The sequence below is a fragment of the Robinsoniella sp. genome (assembly GCF_034124845.1).
In genome coordinates this window covers 16,017-37,094 of the sequence record NZ_JAWYAJ010000010.1, presented here as the reverse complement: position 1 = coordinate 37,094, position 21,078 = coordinate 16,017, and the positions used below count along the sequence as shown (strand labels likewise).

The 21,078-nt window shown below is 41.1% G+C and carries 18 protein-coding genes; 15 read left to right on the top strand and 3 right to left on the bottom strand.

From position 1 onward, the window contains the following. Positions 1–264 precede the first annotated feature (264 nt). From ACH2DQ_RS00635 to ACH2DQ_RS00585, 11 genes are all read left to right on the top strand, one after another. Complete coding sequence (locus ACH2DQ_RS00635) at positions 265–819, top strand: CarD family transcriptional regulator (RefSeq protein ID WP_394913628.1); 555 nt, start codon at positions 265–267, stop codon at positions 817–819. Between the two features lie 189 nt (positions 820–1,008). Continuing rightward, entirely contained in the window at positions 1,009–1,212 is a 204-nt protein-coding gene (locus ACH2DQ_RS00630) for a helix-turn-helix transcriptional regulator (RefSeq protein WP_394913629.1), read from the top strand. Continuing rightward, the gene (locus ACH2DQ_RS00625) at positions 1,209–1,667 is read left to right on the top strand and encodes a DUF6773 family protein (RefSeq protein WP_394913630.1); all 459 of its coding nucleotides are present in this window, start codon (positions 1,209–1,211) and stop codon (positions 1,665–1,667) included. Before ACH2DQ_RS00630 ends, ACH2DQ_RS00625 begins: the two co-directional genes overlap by 4 nt. Positions 1,668–1,943: 276 nt before the next feature. Next, positions 1,944–2,618: a response regulator transcription factor gene (locus ACH2DQ_RS00620; RefSeq protein ID WP_394913631.1), complete on the top strand. Its 675-nt coding sequence runs from the start codon at positions 1,944–1,946 to the stop codon at positions 2,616–2,618. Then, the gene (locus ACH2DQ_RS00615) at positions 2,615–3,526 is read left to right on the top strand and encodes a sensor histidine kinase (protein ID WP_395025073.1); all 912 of its coding nucleotides are present in this window, start codon (positions 2,615–2,617) and stop codon (positions 3,524–3,526) included. The genes ACH2DQ_RS00620 and ACH2DQ_RS00615 overlap by 4 nt, the downstream gene beginning before the upstream one ends. 70 nt (positions 3,527–3,596) lie before the next feature. Beyond that, a complete protein-coding gene (locus ACH2DQ_RS00610; protein WP_394913633.1) occupies positions 3,597–4,283 on the top strand; it encodes an ABC transporter ATP-binding protein in 687 nt (228 codons plus the stop codon). Next, positions 4,280–6,877: an ABC transporter permease gene (locus tag ACH2DQ_RS00605; RefSeq protein ID WP_394913634.1), complete on the top strand. Its 2,598-nt coding sequence runs from the start codon at positions 4,280–4,282 to the stop codon at positions 6,875–6,877. Before ACH2DQ_RS00610 ends, ACH2DQ_RS00605 begins: the two co-directional genes overlap by 4 nt. A gap of 95 nt (positions 6,878–6,972) precedes the next feature. After that, on the top strand, positions 6,973–7,842 hold the full coding sequence (locus tag ACH2DQ_RS00600; RefSeq protein WP_394913635.1) for a metallophosphoesterase: 870 nt from the start codon (positions 6,973–6,975) through the stop codon (positions 7,840–7,842). 143 nt (positions 7,843–7,985) lie between these two features. Continuing rightward, positions 7,986–8,939: an AEC family transporter gene (locus tag ACH2DQ_RS00595; protein WP_395025069.1), complete on the top strand. Its 954-nt coding sequence runs from the start codon at positions 7,986–7,988 to the stop codon at positions 8,937–8,939. A gap of 94 nt (positions 8,940–9,033) precedes the next feature. Further along, complete coding sequence (locus ACH2DQ_RS00590; protein ID WP_394913637.1) at positions 9,034–9,477, top strand: GNAT family N-acetyltransferase; 444 nt, start codon at positions 9,034–9,036, stop codon at positions 9,475–9,477. A 106-nt stretch (positions 9,478–9,583) separates the two neighbouring features. Beyond that, positions 9,584–10,432 (top strand): GyrI-like domain-containing protein, encoded by an 849-nt coding sequence (locus ACH2DQ_RS00585; protein WP_394913638.1) that lies wholly within the window; start codon positions 9,584–9,586, stop codon positions 10,430–10,432. A 43-nt stretch (positions 10,433–10,475) separates the two neighbouring features. On the opposite strand, the gene ACH2DQ_RS00580 is transcribed toward ACH2DQ_RS00585, so the two are convergent. From ACH2DQ_RS00580 to ACH2DQ_RS00570, 3 genes are read right to left on the bottom strand one after another with little or no spacing between them, the layout of a single operon-like run. Next, positions 10,476–11,729: an ABC transporter substrate-binding protein gene (locus ACH2DQ_RS00580; RefSeq protein ID WP_394913639.1), complete on the bottom strand. Its 1,254-nt coding sequence runs from the start codon at positions 11,727–11,729 to the stop codon at positions 10,476–10,478. Positions 11,730–11,743: 14 nt separating this feature from the next. After that, complete coding sequence (locus tag ACH2DQ_RS00575; protein WP_394913640.1) at positions 11,744–13,348, bottom strand: helix-turn-helix domain-containing protein; 1,605 nt, start codon at positions 13,346–13,348, stop codon at positions 11,744–11,746. Beyond that, positions 13,345–15,183 carry a sensor histidine kinase gene (locus tag ACH2DQ_RS00570; protein ID WP_394913641.1) on the bottom strand — a complete coding sequence of 613 codons (1,839 nt, stop codon included), beginning with the start codon at positions 15,181–15,183 and terminating at the stop codon, positions 13,345–13,347. Before ACH2DQ_RS00570 ends, ACH2DQ_RS00575 begins: the two co-directional genes overlap by 4 nt. Positions 15,184–15,562: 379 nt before the next feature. Between ACH2DQ_RS00570 and ACH2DQ_RS00565 the strand changes: the two genes are divergently transcribed. The 4 genes from ACH2DQ_RS00565 (at position 15,563) to ACH2DQ_RS00550 (ending at position 20,944) form a co-directional block, all read left to right on the top strand. Then, positions 15,563–16,837, top strand: a complete 1,275-nt coding sequence (locus ACH2DQ_RS00565; protein ID WP_395025063.1) for an extracellular solute-binding protein — start codon at positions 15,563–15,565, stop codon at positions 16,835–16,837. A gap of 147 nt (positions 16,838–16,984) precedes the next feature. After that, the gene (locus ACH2DQ_RS00560; RefSeq protein ID WP_394913643.1) at positions 16,985–18,352 is read left to right on the top strand and encodes a carbohydrate ABC transporter permease; all 1,368 of its coding nucleotides are present in this window, start codon (positions 16,985–16,987) and stop codon (positions 18,350–18,352) included. Beyond that, complete coding sequence (locus tag ACH2DQ_RS00555) at positions 18,349–19,188, top strand: sugar ABC transporter permease (protein ID WP_394913644.1); 840 nt, start codon at positions 18,349–18,351, stop codon at positions 19,186–19,188. The genes ACH2DQ_RS00560 and ACH2DQ_RS00555 overlap by 4 nt, the downstream gene beginning before the upstream one ends. An 85-nt stretch (positions 19,189–19,273) precedes the next feature. Continuing rightward, positions 19,274–20,944, top strand: a complete 1,671-nt coding sequence (locus tag ACH2DQ_RS00550; protein ID WP_394913645.1) for an alpha-glucosidase — start codon at positions 19,274–19,276, stop codon at positions 20,942–20,944. The last annotated feature ends 134 nt before the right edge of the window (positions 20,945–21,078 follow it).

The window sequence follows — 21,078 nt, the reverse complement described above, 5'->3', positions numbered from 1 at the left end:
GTCTTACTTTCGCTATTCGTGAAGGTGGACGTACAGTTGGATCAGGCCGTGTTGCTACCATCATTGCGTAATTAATATAATTTAAATAGATACATTAGTCCAAGCGTAAGATGCCCGTAGAGCCTAGGTTCTACGGGTTTTTCTGTGTCCGGTCTATTGTTTAAAATTATGATATAACCTGTAACGTGATTGTGACTTTTGCCGCTAGGAAAGAAACCAAAAGTATGTTATAATAGAAATGTAACTTGCGGCTTTGGTGATCAGATGAGGTTGCTGGAGTGGTTCTTCCGGAAGGGAAGTAAAGAAAGTAAGGTGCTTATATTGTTTAAGATTAATGAAAGTGTGGTTTATGAGGGAAGAGGCGTATACAATATTGAAAATATTGACAGGCTGGATTTTCTAAACACAAAAGAGATGTACTATATATTAAAGCCTGTTTGTAGAGATGGAGGAACAATCTACATTAAAACAAACAATGACAAAGTTTCGATGAGAAAGGTTATAACGAAAGAAAAAGCGGAAAAGTACCTCGATGATTTACCTAAGATGCCTGCAATCTACGATGAAAATGACAGAGTGAGAGACAAAGAGTATCAGAGTGTTTTGAAGTCATGCGAATGTGGAAAATGCTTTGGAATGTTAAAAGGGATTATACATGAGCAAAAGAACAGACAGGAGAGCGGCAAGAAATTAAGTATAAGTGATGATAAAAATCTCCAAAGAGTGGAGCATTTACTATTTTCAGAGCTCGCTGTGGTTTTTGATACTACTTTTGAAAGAATAGAAGCAAAAATTGCAAAGCTTTTGCAGGTTGCTTAGATCAAGTTGTTTAATAGAATGAGATCCTGTACGGGGTCTCTTTTTTGTGTCCTCCAATACAATATATATATTACATATGTAAAATATAGTTGACATTAAGCTGTTGCTGGTAGTATACTAGACACAAGTACTAGACACAAGTGGATACACAAGTGGAAAGAAAAAATTACTCGGAGATGGTGGTGGGATATGAAAAACATGAAAATGAAAATTGCCAGGATGGAAAAGGATCTTTCCCAAGTACAACTAGCAGAGATAACTGGTGTAACCAGGCAGACGATTGGGATGATCGAAGCCGGTGATTTTAACCCATCACTGAAACTTTGTATCGCTATTTGCAAAGCATTGGGCAAAACATTAAATGATCTATTCTGGGAGGAGGAATGGCTATGAGAGAAATTAATCTGGATGAAAGAGAAAAGCAGAAACTGGCGGAAATAGGTAAACGTAGTTTTTGGATTATGGTAGCTGTGGGAATGGCAGTGATTATAGTTCAGGATTTTATATTACAATCTGATAGGGGCGGTACGCTGGGAGAAACAATCATAATACTCACAGGTATTTTTGCCTATCAGATCGGATGCATCCGGGAAGGAATCTGGGATGGATCCAATGCATTAAGAGGATGGAAGGGCAGTTTATTTTATGGATTTGCGGGATCCGGAATCTTCAGTCTGGCCTATTGGGCTATCCTGATTTGCGGAAAAGGTAAAAAAGAATTTAATATAGAAAAAAGGGTTGGAACTGCATTTATAATTTTGTTTACCCTGATTTTTAGTTTTACCTGGCTTTTTGATCATTTTGTGAGAAAAAAACAGGAGAAAAACGAAAATGAATATTTGGATTAAAGTATAGGTACAGCGGTTATATATATGAGAAAAAAATGGAAATAGCGTAATCTCTCTGGTGGAGGTTACGCTTTTCTATGGTTATAAATTACAGAATGATCTATGTTGTGCCGATAAGCAGTTATTTATAATTTGGTTGATATTATATAATTTGCGGTCAAAATCCCATATGATTTAATCTATAAAATATTCATTTTTGTAATTTGTATTGAATTTAACCTGGGGTTAGAATATGATGTATTTATGAGAAGTAAATAAGAGTAAGAGGTAGATACGATGGAAAGAATCCTGATGATAGAAGATGATCTGGACTTAATGGAAGGCGTAGTATTTTTTCTGGAGAGTGAGGGGTACAAAATGGACAGGGCGGTCAGCAAAAGGGAAGGCAAAGAGAAATTGCTCGGAGAGAACTATACCCTGATTATCATGGACTGCAATCTCCCGGATGGAACTGGCTTTGAATTATGCAGAGAAGTACGGGAGTATAGTCAGATCCCTATTCTGATGCTGACGGCAAGGGATACGGAGATGGATGAGATCAAGGCTTTAGAATTAGGTGTGGATGATTTCATGACGAAACCATTTTCGTTATCTGTCCTGAAAGCCAGGATAAAGAATTTATGCAGAAGAAGAGAAAATATATCCATGATAAACTCGAATGGAATTACCATTGATAAATGTAAGGGAAAAGTATTTAAAGAGAAAGAAGAGGTTTTGCTTAGTGCTGTGGAATATAAGCTCTTAGTCTACTTTGTGGAGAACAGGGAGCAGATTTTATCAAAAGAGCAGATTTTGGACTGGGTCTGGGATCAGGATGGAAAATTTGTGGATGATAATATAGTTTCAGTGAATATCAGAAGACTGCGTATGAAAATTGAAAAAGATCCGTCTAATCCACAATTTATAAAAACAGTGCATGGGATGGGTTATATTTGGAGAGAGAAAAAATGATTGTAATTCTATTATTAGCGTGTTGCATTGTATCCTTAGGAGTGGCGGTCTATTATAGGAAGAAATATCAGGGACTGTATTTTAACATAGATAGGATGCTGGATGAATTGCTGAATGAAAAAGACATTACCCAATCAGATTTAAAAGAAGGAGAAGCTTCGGCACTTGCAGGGAAGATGATGCGGGTTCAGGAAAAACTGAATGTGGAGATATGCCAGGCGAAGGAAGAAAAGGAAAGTGTGAAAAGTCTTATTTCCAATATGTCTCATCAATTGCGGACGCCCCTGTCAAATGTTATGTTGTATCAGGAGCTTTTAGTAAATCAGGAATTGAATTTGGAGAAAAGATCTGTTTTCCAGAGAAAGTTAAAAGAACAGACTGAGAAAATCAACTGGATTTTACAGTCGTTGTTTAAAATGGTTCGATTGGAGGAAGGGGTGATTCAATTTGAGGCAGAAGTGAATCCGGTAAAAGAGACTCTGCGAAAGGCGGTTAACTCCGTATATGAGAAAGCTGCTTCCAAAGAAATAGAGATTGTAACCCGTGAGACGGAGGAAATTTATCTGGTACATAATGTGAAATGGACGGCGGAAGCGCTGGAGAATATTTTGGAGAATGCCGTAAAGTACTCACCCAGAGGAAGCAGGATTGAAATTGTGCTGAAGCAGTTTGAAATGTGCAGCCAGATCAGAATCAGTGATCAGGGGATTGGAATTTCGGAAAAGGAATTTAACAATATTTTCAAACGGTTTTACCGGTCCAGGGAGGTGCAGGAACTGGAGGGGTCCGGAATTGGGCTTTATCTTGCCAAGTTGATTCTGGAGAAACAGAAGGGATATATTACGATTGAATCTAAGCCCGGTGAGGGCAGTTCTTTTTTTGTGTTCTTACAGAATTGTAAGGAGTGAGCTGCTATTTGTAGCCGCTATGACATACTTGCCTGCTACAATATAGAAAAACAAGAAAAGAGGCGGTTCAATGAAGATATTAGAAATTAAAGATATCGTTAAAATATATGGAAGTGGAGAAAATGCGGTACAGGCATTGGAACAGGTTAGTTTCTCTATAGAACAAGGTGAATTTGCTGCTTTGGTAGGAACTTCCGGTTCAGGTAAAAGCACATTATTAAATTTAATTGGAGGGCTTGATTATCCTTCGAAAGGTGAGATTATTGTTCGCAACCACAATATAGCAGCATTGAGGAAAAAGGAGTTAACGATATTCAGGAGAAGAAATATAGGTTTTATCTTCCAGAATTACAGCCTGATGCCGATTTTAAATGTTTATGATAATGTAGCGCTTCCGATGACATTTGATCAGGGGAAACGTATTGACCATGCGTATATCCAGGAACTGCTGTATGAATTAGGGCTGTGGGAGAAAAGAGAGAAGTACCCCAATGAGTTATCCGGGGGACAGCAGCAGCGGGTGGCGATTGCCAGAGCACTTGCAAATAAACCTGCCATTATTCTGGCAGACGAACCCACCGGGAATCTGGATTCCAGAACCACGATGGAGGTAATCGGCTTATTAAAAAACAGCAGCCAGAAATTCCATCAGACGATAATGATGGTTACCCATAATGAGGCAATTGCACAATTATGTGACAGAATTATCCATATAGAAGACGGAGGTATTGTGGGAGAAGGGGGTGGTCTACAATGAAGGCCAGCTTAAAATTCTCAGTACGGTACATCAAATTTTATAAAAGGCAGTCAACTGCCATTCTGTTCAGCATCATCATCTCGGTTGCGCTGATGACGGGAATCAGTTCGCTTGTTTACAGTGGCGAAAGAAGTAATCTGGAGAAAGACCGGAAGGTTTATGGAGATTATCACTATTATATCAAAGCAGATTCGGATTTAATCCGGAAGATTCGGAGCAAGAAAACGGGGCAGGGATATCGGATCACCAGACTGGGGGAACTTGAAAAGAAAAAAGATATTCAGGAGCCCTATATTTTTTCTTTCGTCTATGGAGATGGAGAATATTTCTCAATTATCGGAAGAAAATTATTAAAGGGCGATTATCCGGCAAATCCGGGAGAGATTATGCTGGATGCATATACCATGGGAAATATGAACATCAAGGATGAAATCGGTGGCAAAGTCTATCTGGATGGTAAAGAATACACTCTTTGCGGTGTGATTTCCAATCGATGGGCAACAGCGGTTGGCGGGATGGAAGGATTTACCAGCGAGGATACAGAGGGTGCATCAGGAGAACACTTTCTTTATGTAAAGTTTGATGAGAAGAAGAACTTAAAAACACAAAGAAAAGCATTTCAGGAAGAATTTCATATTCCGGATGGTGGGATGATGGTGAATAATACGGTTGTGTCTTTTTTTGGAGAGGGACAGCCGTCTGCTTTTTGGGAGATAATGAAAACGCCTGGTTCGAATTTTACTACAGCACTGCGGATTGCCCGGGATGAATTTAATCTGACCGTTAATGGTGTAATTTTAATTCTTGGTATCTTTAGTTCTTTTATTATTTACAGTATCTTTCATGTCTCCATTATGAAGAGGACTTCACAATATGGTATCATGGAAGCATTGGGAACAGGGGAAAAAAATATTTTCTGGTTACTGTTCATGGAACTTGGTTTGTTATTTGCCTTGGGATATCCAATAGGAAGTTTGATAGGGAATGGGATAATCGGCTTGTTTTATGCCAAATTTTCCAATGTGTTTGCAGATGCGGATGCCGTTTCCAGACATTTTTACATAAGCTATAGAGCAGTTATTTTTGGGGCAGTCTTTCTGGGAATTCTGTTATTATTGATCAGCTTTATAAGTGTTAGAAGGTTACATCGGATTTCAGTGGTTGATGTTATGAAAAACAGCAATGATAAGAAGACAAGAAACAGAAAAAGTTACAGTAAAAGTTCCAGGCAGATGACAGACGTAATTTCTGAAAAATTTATGTTTGCAAGGAAAGGGACTTTGATCAGCATCCTGTTTTCCCTGGCACTTGGGAGTATTATTTTTTTATGTACGACTTACGTTACGGTTAACACCCGGCTAAATAATGAACTGTCTCTAAAGGCGGATGACGGGTTGGGGTCGGATTATCAGGTTTTTCTGGAAACCTCATCATTTATGGACACCATTCCGGGAGACGCTGTATCCAACATAGAACAAATACCCGGAATAGAATCCGTTCATCCCGTAAGTTATTACCTGGGTGAAGTAGAAATACAGCGGGATATCTTGCAGTGGAAATCTTATTTTCCGGAAATTGACAATGACCCCAATCATTTAATGGACCCAAGAATGATGGAATATTTTAATGGGATCTGTACGGAGAAAGAAAACGGGGAATACGGAATAAAAAGTAATATCTACGGATACGATGCCCAAATGCTGGATGGACTGAAGGATTATCTTCTGGAAGGAAATATAACCCCCAGGGGGATGGAGCAAAAAAATACGGTAATACTTCGGACCCTGATGGATGGACAGGGACATTATGACGGGCTGAGTATTCATCCTGGGGATACGATAACCGTAAAAGTACCAAAAAGTCCCGATGTCCCGGAGGAGGCATTGAAATTCGGAGATCAGGACTGGTTTGAAGAAAAGGAATTTGTGGTATCTGCCCTTGTAAAACGGTCAATGGCGGCTAATCCCTATTTCATTGGAAAAGATGGATTAGACCTGATAATGACCAATGAGCAGATGATGGAGAACTTCGGTATTGCGGACTATAATATGATCAGTATCAATCAAGAAGAAAAGGAAGACAGCGGGGAGATTGTCCAGGAGATCAAAGAGAAAATCTCCCATATACCCAGATGCCTGATCAAAGATTATACAGCGGAAATAAAAGTACAGAACAGTTACCTGAAACAGAAGATGGTATTTTTTTATGGGATAGCTGTGATCCTGCTTATGATCAGCTTAATGCATATTATTAACAGCATGAACCACCTGGTATTGTCCAGAAGACATGAATTTGGAATTCTCAGAGCGATGGGGATTACGGACACCGGATTTTTAAAGATGATGTTAAAAGAAGGACTGCGCTATGGATTATATGCCAGTATTGTCACTGTTGTGGCATACATTGGACTGGAGAAAGTGCTTCTGTACCTGCTTACCCATGTGTATTTATATATCAACCCCAATATCAGGGTAAATATATGGGTAATAGTTGGAATTGTAATCCTGAATCTGATGATTAGTGTCGGGGCAGTATTTATTCCGGTGAAAAAGGTACTTGGTGATTCCATTATTGAAGAAATAAACAGAGAATGATAAATCCAGGAAACAGGGCTTGATAAAATTAATTTTTTGGATATACTTATAGTAAGACTCAAAAATGGGACAGGATTAGAAAGAAGAGTGGAACTATGCGTATTGGATTTATATCAGACCTTCATATTGATTTTAACAGGCAGTTTGATTTCCTTGAGATTTTATCTCAAGTGATAGCGGATAAGGCACTGGATACGGTTGTTTTTCTGGGAGATACTTCTACGGGAGCCAAGGATGCCCTTCGATTCTATGATGCATTGGCGGTTAAGACCAAAGCTCAAGTGCGCATCGTTCCGGGTAACCATGATATGTATGTGGAAAATCTCAGAAGAAAAAGCAAAGACAGGATTAACAGAGAATCCAGTGCTTTTCATGACAGTATCCTATTTCATAAAGAGTATTCCCTGATGGAAAATCCGATTGTGACAAAGCACTGGTACATTACCGGTATCGGTGGATGGTTTGATTACAGCTTTGGAAAGAGAAAACCCGGGGACCCGCCAGGGAAGGCGGCTAATAGTATCATATCCCGTTTCTTTTGGCCGGATCAGAAGGTGATTCATGGGGGTGTGATTGATTATGAACGGGATGTCAGGCTGGTCATGAAGGATATCAGAATGCTTCAGAAGTCTTTTGAAAAAGAGGCAGCACAGGGAAAGAAGCGCTGTGTCGTTATGCATATGCTTCCAACCGGAGAACTGATCAGAGCCTATCCCATTCCATTTTATAATAAATTGATCAACCAGCTGGGAAGTGAAAGGTATCGCCATTTCTTTGAAAAAAATGAAGTTTCATTAAGTATCAGCGGTCATTCCCATATGCCAATGAAAATACAGAAAAATGGTATCCGCTATGTAAATGTTTCTCTGGGCTATACATTTCAATGGACAAATCCTGCGGATGCCTATGGGGAAATTTCAAAGATTCTATATATTCTGGAAGACTGCGGATTATCTGGGGATTGACCGGAAGAGAGGATATATCATATGTATAAAATACCCACCATGTTATTATGTGATCTTGCGTATTTTTCTGCAAAGTTTTTTCATTTCAGAAGAAGAAATCATTTTTAGGAAAGTAATGAGACATCATAGAAAGAGGAATAATTATGCTATGGAATAGTATTCAGAGTGTTTTGTCACTGTTGATTATGATTGGAATCGGATGGGTGATTGCAGGCAGGGCGTGGTTTGGTAAGAGTGGAATGGATGTCTGTTCCAAATTCTGTGTAAAAATAGCCATACCCTGTTATATGTTTTATAATGTTCTTACGACATGTAAAGACCGGTCCGAATTATTTCGAATTGTGAAAAACCTCCCGATACCGGTTATGGTAATTCTGGTGTGCCTTGGGATCAGTGTACTGTTAGCGGTCCTTTTTCGGGTAAGTAATAGCCGCAGAGGGGTGTTCATTAATGCAGTGACTTTTTCCAATACAACGATTGTGGGATTTCCGGTTATTATAGCATTAATGGGAGAAAAAGCCCTGTCCGATGCTATGGTGTATTATATGGCGAATACCACATTGTTCTGGACCCTTGGAACCTGGCTGCTGCGCAGGGATTCCGGGCAAAAAACGAGACCCGGGTGGAAAAAGGAAATAAAAAATATCTTTTCCCCTCCCCTCGTGGGATTTCTGCTGGGAGTTGCGGTGGTACTGTTAAAAATTAATCTGCCTGAATTTTTAATGAGTTCCATAAGCTATGTAAAACAGTCCACAACAGCACTGTCTATGGTCTTTATCGGCAGCGTTATCAGTATGACGGACCTAAAAGAAATCCGTTTCTCCAGAGAGCTGATTATGATACTTGCGGGACGATTTGTTATAGCACCTGCGATTATGTTCGGGCTGTGCCTGCTTCTGCCGGTTGATCCTCAGCTGCAGCTTGTATTTTGTATCATGACGATTATGCCTGCCATGACTCAGCTTGGTATTATGGCAAAAGAAAGCGGAAGTGATTATTCATTTGCTTCCGTGGTAATTACCGTAACGACGATTCTGGCAATGGCTGCAATACCGGTTTATATGCAGATATTTGGAAAGGCTTTCGGAGTATCGTGAGCCGCCGGACGCACGATTTGTATTCCACAAACTGGAACGCACAGCTGCCAGAAAGGATTTTTCAAATACGCTCAAGAAAAGGATGTTTACATATATGGAATTTTATGAAATGAAAGAAACGATGGTCATGGACCTGGCAAATTTGTTTATGAATGCGTTTAATGCATCGCCCTGGAATGACAATTGGACTGAGGAGACCGCAGCCAGGAGAATCCGACAGATGATAACCGGCGAAAATGCATATGGCATTGCCGGGTATCTGGATGGAGAGCTGTGCGGTATGATTGTGGGGAGAGAAGAACAGTACTACGACTGTGTACATTTTGAAATCAAAGAGTTTTGCATGGATGTTTCTATGAAAAATAAGGGACTGGGAAGCATCCTGTTAAAAGAGTTTGAGGAGAGGCTGAAGGAAAAGGGGATTGATAAAGTAATTCTCTGGACCAGCCGGGATCCCCGGACAGAAGGTTATTATCAAAAAAAGGGATACGAAACCAATGCATTTCTAACGGTGATGGAAAAAATGATTTCCGGTTAACTATGTGAAGCCGGGCATACGAATATGTCCATCTCGCAGATTACGTCTGTAAATAGAGAGGATTTTATTCTCCAAATAAACTATGATGATACAAGAGGTGATACAAATGGAATGGATTGAACAATTAAATGAGGCAATTAAATATATAGAAGACAATCTGAGCGGGGAAATAGAAATCAAAGAAGCGTCACGGATGGCCGGCTGCTCCACATATCATTTCCAGCGGATGTTTTCTTATATCGCCGGTGTACCTTTAGCAGAGTATATCAGACGCAGACGGATGACCCAGGCAGCTTTTGATCTGTGTAACGGAGATAAGGTTCTGGATGTGGCATACCGTTACCAGTATGAATCTCCTACGTCATTCAATCGAGCCTTCCAGGGTGTCCATGGGTTTCCGCCTTCTGCAGCAAAGCAGCAGGGTATAACGTTGAAAGCCTACCCCCGTATCAGCTTAAAAATGGTAATCAAAGGAGAAGCGGAGATGGAATATCGTATTGAGAAAAAGGAAGCATTTCGAATTGTTGGAATGAAGGAAAGCTTAAGTAAGGATTTAGAAGAGAATTTCAGGGAAGTACCGCAGATGTGGGCAAAGGCAGCGCAGTCAGGCATCCTGGAAAAACTGGCTGGAATGATGAATCAGGAAGTCAAAGGAATACTTGGAGTCAGTGCCTGCCTGGAAGAGGATAACTGGTGCTATTACATTGGTGTGGCGACAGACCAGCTTGCAGCAGCAGGAACAGAAGAATATATAGTACCGGCAGCAACCTGGGCTATCTTTTTTGGTACAGGAACCATGCCGGACAGCATCCAGGATATTGAGAGAAGAGCTGTGACAGAGTGGCTGCCAACTTCCGGCTATGAATACGGTAATGCACCGGATATCGAACTGTATTTAAGTCCGGATCCAGCCAATGCAGTATTTGAAGTGTGGATGCCGGTTGTAAAAAAATAAGTTATGGAATAGGAAAAATGGAATGAAAATGGGATGCCTGCAGTTATTTATCACTGCAGGTATCCCATTCTTTGTCCAGTAATTTTGTAAGTTCTGAATAATCCATGCCATCCAGAATATATTCCATAAAATATCTTTCAGCATTTTTATAAAATCGGTTAGGCCAGGTGCCGCTGGGATCATCGATATACTGGTTTTTATCCACATATTTTTCAATATCTTTAGAAACGGGATCTTCCGGAATTGGTGCACCAATTACACTGGAAAAGGTCTTCGTACTGTCCACATATATCTTAGCAGCTTCCTGGGTTGAGAGAAAATCCAGGTAGAGTTTTGCTTCTTTTGGATGTTTGGTATCAGCGCTTATGGATAAATAATAATCACAATAGTAGCTGATCTTACTACGGTCAGGATCATCGGAAACCGGCAGGGGCATAAATCCCAGCTCTACATCGGGATTATAATTTTGAATGAGAGAAGTTGCCCAGGAACCCTGAAGCATCATCGCCGCTTCTCCATTGGCAAGCATGGAACAGGCGTCCATATAACCCACTTCAAATGCGGTATCGGTATTGCCATAGGCATAGACGTAATTCTTCGGTACATCAGCAATTAACTGCCACTCAGGGGTGTCGGAAAAGGAAACCTCCTCCCGGTTCCTTTTCTGATTCCAGTCCGGATAAGATCCGTATACGGCATAAAAGGCGGGACGAAGGGAAAAATGCCCAACCCAGAGATCTTTGTAACCAAGGGCAAAAGCGGCAATATTCTTTGAAGCCAGAACCTGATGGACGTTAGTCAGTTCTGACAGGGTCCTGGGCGGTGTAAGGTTATTCTCTGAAAACACGGCCTTGTTATAAATGACACCTACTCCCGAGTATCCAATTGGGAAGAAATAATCCCGGTTGTCCTTTACCGTATCAAAGGTTACCTTTTTTACATTCTTCATAAAAGGTTCATCGGTGAGATCTATAAGGATGCCGGCATTTGCCTCAATGGTTGTTGCGGAATAGATATCCGGTGTCCGGTTCTGTGCCCGCCTGTTCTGCAAGGTCAGGTCGAAATTGCTGGGAGTCTCATAGTGAACGGTAATATTGGGATACTTTTTATGGAAAGCATCTGCCAGTTTCGTATAAGCTTCCGGTGCTTCCTGGCGTCCGTGCATCACATACAGATCGATCTGATCCGGAGCATCAGACTCAGATGTGCCGTCTGCCCCGGAAAAAGAGAAACTGCAGCCTGCAGTAAATACCAGAATCCACATGATCATTGAAATGAGATAAACATATTTTTTCATAGATAGATTTCCTTTCAACCCTCGTTCTCCTTGGTATCCAGTTTTTCAATGAGCGTTGGTGAGCAGGCAAAGTATTTTTGAAATGCTTTCGTAAAATAATAGGGGTTTTCGTAACCCACCATTTCTGCAATTTCCTTAATCAGGAAAGAATCACTGGACAATAATTCCCTTGCTTTTTCCATTCGTATCCGGGTAAGAAAACTGCTGAAGTTTTCTCCTGTTTCTGATTTGAACAGGCGGCTTAAATAGATATGGTTCATATAGTACTTTTGGGCAAAAGCAATCAGGCTGATTTCTTCACCATAGTTAACTTTTACATACTCACATATTTCTTCGATCACATTCTTTCCGGCGGGAGCCTTGGCTTTTTCGATTTCATCCAGAATATTCTGAAAAATCTTCATGAGATATTGGTTAATCAAAACAGTGGAACACATGGGGGATACAATATTTACCGTTTCGGATAATTCCGGGCATTTCATATCTTTTTCAAAGCACGCTTTTTCCAACTGCATGGCAGCCCGGATCACCGCATTTTTATATGTAGGAAGATGATAGTAAGCGGCTGTTCTGGAAATGGATCCAATGTGCTGTATAAAAAGAGGAATCATTTTCCGGTTTCTGTTCTTAACAATGCCGCTGAGTAATTTTTCATCCAGTGTATAGGAATAGGTACTTTGGTCCAATTCTTTGATATCATCGTAAAAAATGTTCTGTGGAAATGGCTGCCCGATCAGCTCATAATCCAGTGCGGTCTTTGCCTGCCGATAGGAGAGCGGAATGGACTGGTATCCTTTTAAAAAGGTCCCCGTGCCGCTTTTTAAGGTATAGCCGCTGTACTCGCCCAGCTTTTGAAATTCAGTGAAGATGGATGCCCGGTGAAGGGGACGGTCCGGCGTTCCTTCCCAGAGCAGAATAAACTCTTCCTTGCGATGACGGCTTTTAAACAGAATACACTCTTTACGCGTGATTTTTTCCTCAATAAAAGAAATCCATTGCGCCAGTTCCTCCTCGGTGAGAGCAGTTAGGGCGGTATCCGGATCCTGCTTTGCCACATACAGAATTTGCACTGTAAAATATTTATCATTTAATTCAAAACCTATTTTGGACAATTCTTCAATAATCTTTTCTTTACCAAAGTCTTCCGGACTTACCAGTGAATTTAATAATTTTTCCTGAAGGAGCGGGACGGTCTGCTGTATTTTTTCTTTCACCTGGATCTGCTCCATGCGGTCCTTTAATTTTGTATGAATTTTATCAATGGCTTTATTCAGCACATTCTTCAGTTCCGTTTCTTCCACAGGCTTTAATAAATATTCGCACACGGAGGAATTGATGGCTTTTTTTGTATATTCAAAATCAGTATAACCACTGATAATAATTTTTTCGCAATCAGTATTGGTATCTGTGAGATAGTCAAGCAGGGTACATCCGTCTCCGTTGTTCATATTCATATCAGTAATAACCAGATCAATGGGATGTGTCTTAAGAAATTCCACAGCATCGGTGGCATTCTCGAATTCTCCGGCTAACTCCAGATTGAATTCTCTCCAGGGTACAAGGTTGATGATGCCTTTTCGTACCCAGTATTCGTCTTCACATACGATAGTACGGATCATGATACTGCCTCCTGTTCTTTCATATTAGTGCTTTGATAGGGGAGTTTTAAAGTGATAACAGTTCCTTCATACTCTTCACTGTCGATTTCCAGTAAAACATTTTTATTATAGTAGAGCCGCAAACGTGCGTAGACATTTTTAATCCCGATACTGGGACTGCTGTCACTGTAAAAGCCGGTTGCCGGAGTCAGAAGTTCTGTTTGAAGCTGCGCCAGCTTATCAGGTGGAATACCGGCACCGTCATCCGATATCTGAATCGTTAACCATTGTTCTTTGGCTGTAACGGTTAGTAGAATAAACAGCTTCTCATGAGAGGGGCAGAATCCGTGCATAATTGCATTTTCAATCAATGGCTGCAGCGTTAGCTTCAGCAGCGGAAAGTCAGCATATTCTTCATTGGACTGGATCTGATAATCCAGTTTTTCCAGGTGACGGATTTTCTGGATATCCAGATAGTGGGTCACATGTATCAGCTCGTCCTGGATGGTGGTGGAATTCTCTGCCGTTTTAATACTGTAACGCATCATTTTACCAAGAGAATTAGCCATTGTAGTAATTTCCGGAATTTTGTTAATCGATGCAATGCTGGCTATGGACTGCAAAATATTGTATAGAAAATGGGGATTAATCTGTGCCTGCAGGGCTTTAATCTGAGCATCTTTTTGCTGCGCAGTCAAGACATACTCCTTTTCTATCAAATCATTAATGCGGTCCAGCATGGTATTAAAACTCATGGAGAGCTCACCTACTTCATCATTAGAGGTAATCTCAGCCCGGATATCCATCTGGTCATTGGAAACCGCCTTCATAGTGCCGGAAAGAGATTCGATAGGCGTAGAGATCCGCTTGGATAAAATCCAGGTAATGAAAAGTCCCAGGGTCAGCACCAAAACTCCCGCTAAAACGCTAAACAGCGCCACATGGCGGCTTTCGCTGGTGTAGACGGATTTTGGAATCAGGGAAATGATCCGCCAGTTATTCACCTCAATGGGAACAGGCAGTGCCATATAGGTATCCTGCGATATGGTGAGGTAGCCGATGGATTCGCAGTTTAACAGGGTATCAGCCGCCCCCGGAACCTGGGTCAGTCCCGCATCTGTTGTATAGATCACCTCTCCGGTGTCAGTCATGATGATATTCTGCATACCTACGTAAGCATTTAATCCCATGGTCAGTTTTTTCAAAACTTCCAGGTCGATATTAAAAAATAATAGACCTTTATTCTGGTAATTCGTATTTACATTAGCGGTCTTTCGAACCACGGTGATGACTTCTTTATTTACATCGTTTGCTCCCCGCTTGTAATAGAGTTCCTGGTGTGAGGGAAGGTATAAAATATTTGTATTTTCATTTTGTTCCAACTCATTAACGGCTGTCTGAAACCAAGAGGGTGAGCCTGAAAACGAAAAATTCCGCTCAACATTCATTTCCCCTGCAATGCAGGAAATCAGCATATCATTGGTTGGGTTGATATAATTAATGCTGTGTATATAAAGGGAAGCGCCCAGTGGTGTGCTCAGCAGATCCGAAAGGTTATAGGTGAGCAGATAATTCTCCAACGGGGAAGCCTTGCTGCTGGCATTATAAAGAGATGAAAAATTCGGACTGGTGGTAATAGATGAATAAATCCGGTCAATTTCATCAAATATAACCTGGAAATCCTGGTCAGCCAGAGTCGCCATCTGGTTATTTAAAATCTTTGCATTCCGGTTATTGGAACGGCTGGAGATTATGTAATTCAACGAGATAGTAATCAGCAGCAGGAACAGTACCAGAATAAAAAATATTGTAAATAATTTCGTGCGGATACGGTTAAAACGGTATTTGGGTTTCAAGTTTCACATCCTTATCTTTGCTATGAAAAGTGAATTGTGAGCGGGGTATATAAAGGTATTTTAACATTTTAAAACGGGGTTGACAATGAGCTTTCCCAAGAATGGGAAGAGAAAGTTAAGGTATTTACGCCGGGCGGCACTAGTAATTGAAGGAGGGTGATGCCAATGAGCTTGATGGAAACACTGACGTTATTGCTTGTAATATTTTCGGCATTGTCATACATAGACAATAAACACAACAAAAAATAGCATCCCGACTGAAAAAGTTTATTTTGTTCACTCCCAAAGTTTATTTAGTTCATTTTAAACTGGCAGATGAAAAGTTATAATTACCTCAGAAAACAGGAGAACATCCAAATGAAAAGGAAGGTAAGGAATTATGAAAAGAACAGTTAAATTTACAGCTCTTGCATTATCGGTTATGATGGCGGGCGGTCTGCTTGCAGGCTGCGGAGGTGACAAGTCTTCTGCAGAAGCAGCAACCTCAGCCGGTACAGGATCAGCAGTCAGCACAGACAGTAAGGACGTGGCGTTAAAGGTGTGGGCGGATCAGGATGTACTGGATATCACCAAGGATCTGGTGGAGCAGTTTAAAGCAGCTCATCCGGAAAAGAATTATACCATCGATGGTGTGTTTTCTGAGAGTGGCAAGGCGGAAGAAGAGGTGAAGAAAGATCCGGAGGTGGCAGCAGATGTGATTGCATTACCTCATGATCAGCTGGGACAGCTTGTCGAAGCAGGCACCTTATATGAAAATACCAAATATGTAGACAGAATTAAGAGCGAGGATACGCCGACAGCTTTGGATGCGGCTACCTATAAAGATACCGTTTATGGCTATCCATATGCAGTGGAAGCAATGTATCTGGTTTACAATAAATCCATGCTTACGGAGGAAGATGTGAAAACTTTCGAAGGAATTACTGCGAAAGCTAAAATCGGATTAAATGTGGCGGAAGAGGGAACCAACTACACAGTAGCTCCGATGTATATTGCAAACGGTTGTAAGCTTTTCGGAGATAATGGAGAAGACATTGCAGATACCACTTTTAATTCCGAACAGGGCGTAAATGTAACGAAATGGATTGCTTCTCTGAAAGATAATAAAAATGTAGTTGCATGTAATGCAGATGCTATGAATAAGTTAAAATCCGGCGAAATCGCTGCTATGGTTACCGGTCCCTGGGGCAAAAAGGATATTACAGATGCACTTGGAGAAAACCTTGGGGTAGCTGTTTACCCAACTGCTGACTTTGGTGATGGAGCAGTTCAGCTGCGTTCTTTCCAGGGCGTTAAATTACTGGCTGTAAATGCAGCTACCAAGTATCCCTTAGATGCAATGGAACTTGCTGATTTCCTTACAAACCAGGAGAGCCAGAAAGCAAGGTTTGACGGAAATGGCAATATCCCCTGCAACAATGCATTAAGAGAATCCGATGAAGTAAAAAATGACATGATCTCCGGTGTTGTATCTGAAATGACTCAGGAGGATTACACCGTATTAATGCCAAAACTTTCTGAACTGCGTTCCTTCTGGGATATTCTGGATCCGATTATTATCGATGCATATGCGGGTAAATTATCAGATGCAGATATTCAGACGAAACTGGATGCCCTGGTAAAAGATACCGCCAGTGCAGCGGCTGCCAATTAATAAGTCAGGCAGAGGCAGTGCCTCCCGGCGTATTTATGCCGGGCGGCACTAGGCATAAGTATTTTTCAGATTCGGTAAACACGCATCTGTCAAAGCATTGGCCGGTCATGAAGAATCATGGCTGGCCATTTCAGAGGAGATAAGGAAATGCAGACAAAAAAGAAAAGAAGAGGAAATCCTGTTAAGAATTTTATAAATGGATTTAAAAGCGGGGATCTGTCCGTTCGTTTATCTTATTTTATCATGGGAAGTGCCAATCTGATGAATCATCAGATTATAAAAGGATTACTGTTTCTGGCAATCGAAGCAGTGTTCATATTCTACATGATATTTTATGGGGCAGGAGCACTTGGCGGCCTGGTAACCCTGGGTACGCAGGCACAGGGCTGGGTCATGGATGAAAATCTGGGCATTAAGGTCCAGGTCCAGGGAGATAATTCCATGCTATTCATGATTTATGGACTGGCAACCGTGATCATCATTGCACTGTTTATCGCAGCTTATTTTGTAAATATAAAAAGCGCTTGGAATATCCAGATGTTAAAAGCATCCGATAAGAAAATACCTTCCTTTAAGGAAGATATTCATTCCTTACTGGACAGCCGTTTTCATATTACATTATTGGGACTGCCCACAATCGCTGTACTAATTTTTACCATTTTGCCGCTATTGTATATGATCTTGCTGGCATTTACAAGCTATGACCACAATCATCTGCCGCCCAAGAACTTGTTTGGCTGGGTTGGATTCAGTAATTTTGGTTCTATGCTGGGCGGAAACATTGCCGGTACTTTCTTTCCGCTATTAGTGTGGACGCTGATCTGGGCACTTTTGGCTACTGTTACAAACTTTCTGGGAGGAGTCATACTGGCGCTTTTAATTAACAAAAAGGGCATACGTCTTAAGAAATTTTTCCGTACAATTTTCGTAACTACAATTGCGGTGCCTCAGTTTGTATCTCTTCTGATTATGAGAAATATGCTTCATGCATCCGGTCCATTGAACACATTATTGCAGAATATTGGTTTGATTGATCAGCCAATTCCGTTTTTAACAGATCCTCTGGTGGCAAAATTCTCGGTTATTATGGTCAATATGTGGGTCGGCATTCCATTTACACTGATTGTAGTAACCAGTATTTTAACCAATCTGCCGGAGGATCAGGTGGAAGCAGCCAGAATGGATGGTGCCAACACCTTACAGATATTCAGAAAAATTACACTGCCCCAGATATTCTTTGTTATGACGCCTTCACTGATTCAGCAGTTTGTAGGTAATATTAACAGCTTCAACGTGATTTATCTGCTGACCGGAGGTGCACCGCTTAACAGCAACTTCTATGCGGCTGGAGACACGGATCTGCTGGTAACCTGGCTTTATAAACTGACGGTAGAGAAGGCAGACTATAACCTGGCATCTACAATCGGTATCATCACATTTGTCATATGTGCAGTATTCTCGCTGATTACCTATACCAGATCAGCCGCTTACAGTAAGGAGGATATGTATCAATGAAACTGAAAAATAGATTAGGCAATACGGTTACATACATCATACTGATTGCCCTTAGTATTCTGTGGATATTCCCGATCATCTGGATCGTTCTGACATCATTCAGAGCGGAGAGCGGACAATTTGTTTCCTACTTTATACCAAAGGGATTTACGTGGAACAATTATAAAATGCTCTTTACCATGAGTGAATACCCTTTCTTCAGATGGTTTTCCAATACCTTGATTGTGTCGGTGGCATCCTGCCTGTTAAGTACATTTTTGACCACATCTATGGCATATGTATTATCCAGGTTAAGATTCCGCATGAGAAAACCGATCATGAAAATCGCCCTGGTACTGAACATGTTCCCGGCATTTATGAGCATGATCGCAGTTTATTATATTTTAAAGGCAATGGATCTGACACAGAGCCTGCTGGCACTGGTACTTATTTATTCTTCCGGAGCTGCACTTACCTTTTATGTGGCAAAAGGATTTTTTGACACCATGCCAAAAGCATTGGATGAATCTGCGAAGATTGACGGGGCAACCCAGTTCCAGGTATTTACTAAGATCATATTTCCACTGTCAAAGCCTATGATCGTTTATACGGCACTGACCGCATTCATGGCTCCGTGGATGGACTTCATCTTTTCCAAGGTTATCATGGGGGATAAGCTGGAAAACTATACGGTTGCAATCGGATTATATACGATGATGACAAAGTCAAGTTCCAATACGATGTTTACGGTATTTACTGCAGGATGTGTGATAATTGCCATTCCGATATCGCTGCTGTTCATATACATGCAGAAATATTATGTGGAAGGTGTTACAAGCGGAGCAGTTAAGGGGTAGTAAGACCGTTAAAAAGTCAAATACTCCGCTCATTGCTCGCGGGAATAAATATTACAGGCGCATATTTGCGCAGATGGAGGAGAAAATGCTTAAAAAGTGGTGGCATAATACAATTGGATATCAGATCTATCCAAAAAGTTATCAGGATACGAATGGAGATGGCATCGGTGATATCAGAGGTGTTATTCAGCATCTTGACGATCTTCTGGATCTGGGAATCAATGTGATCTGGTTATGTCCGATTTACCAATCTCCCATGGTGGACCACGGTTATGATATTTCAGATTATGACCGGATTGACCCCATGTTTGGTTCGAATGAAGAGATGGAAGAATTGATCCGTGAAGCCGATAAAAGAGGAATGAAGATATTGATGGATCTGGTGGTGAATCATACCTCCGACCAGCATGAGTGGTTTCAAAAGGCGATGGCTGACCTGGACAGCGAATATGCCGATTTCTATATAATCCGGGAGGGGGACGGGGAGAATCCGCCTAATAACTGGCGTTCCATTTTTGGAGGCAGTGCCTGGGAAAAAATCGGAGATACTAACAAGTATTACCTGCATCTTTTTACCAAAGGCCAGCCTGATCTGAACTGGGAGAATCCCAAACTCCGGGAAATCATTTACGATATGGTAAACCGGTGGCTGGACATAGGACTTGGGGGATTTCGTATCGATGCAATCAGCCATTTAAAGAAGAACTTTGCATATGTAAACCGGCCGGCAGATGGACCGGACGGGCTTGCCAGTGCGTGGGATTTTTTCCGTAATGCCAAAGGACTCAATGTATTTTTGGATGAGTTAAAAGAAAAGACCTTTAAACCGCATAACGCATTCACAATTGGCGAAGTAGATGATGTCAGGCCGGAAGAACTGGGTGAGTTTATCGGAGACGATGGTTATTTTTCCACCATCTTTGATTTCTGCCACACGCAGTTTCATGTAAAGGATAAGGAATGGAAAGACTGTCCGTTAGAGATGATTCACGAATTACGGGACAGGCTGTTTGCAAAACAGGATTACGCGAAAGGTCATGGACTGATGTGTAATTTTACGGATAACCATGATACTTCCAGATCTGTGGAGCGGTTTATCCCGGAAGAGCACATTAATTTTTATAGTGAGTCCCTGCTGGCATCTGTTAATTTTTTCCTGAGAGGAATTGTGTTTTTATACCAGGGGCAGGAAATCGGTATGAGGGATTACCAGAAAAAATCCATTCATGAGTTTCTGGATCTGGCAACTTATAATAATTATAATGGATACCTGCTGAAAGGTATGACGGAAGATGAGGCTCTGGAAAAAGTAAACAACGAATGCAGAGAACACAGCCGTACTCCAATGCAGTGGAATGATAAGAAAAATGCAGGATTTACCGAAGGAATACCATGGTTCGATGTAAACCCCAACTATCGCGTGATCAATTATGAAGCACAGAAGAAGGATGACAAGTCCCTGCTCTCTTATTATAAAAAGATGATAGCCTTAAGAAAACGGGAAGATCTAGAGGAAACCTTCATTTATGGTGATACAAAGTCGAGATATGAAGACCAGGATGGGGTAATCGCGTATGAAAGGACTTATGAGGAAAATAGGGTTCTGGCAATTCATAACTGCAACGCCAGGGAAATCAGACTTCCATTGGACGATGTACCCGGTGAGGTACTTCTGAACAATTATGAGGATTGGAAAACTGGGAATGACAACGTTGTTCTTAAAGCATTTCAGAGTGTGATTGTGAAATTGAAATAGTTGAAAAAATAGATGAAACAATTCTGAAAATACGACTAAAATGGAGCGCTTTACAGCAGATGTGTAAACATCTCGGTAAATCGCTCTATTTTTGTATCATAATAGAATACGGAAAGCAAGTTCATAAGATGTTT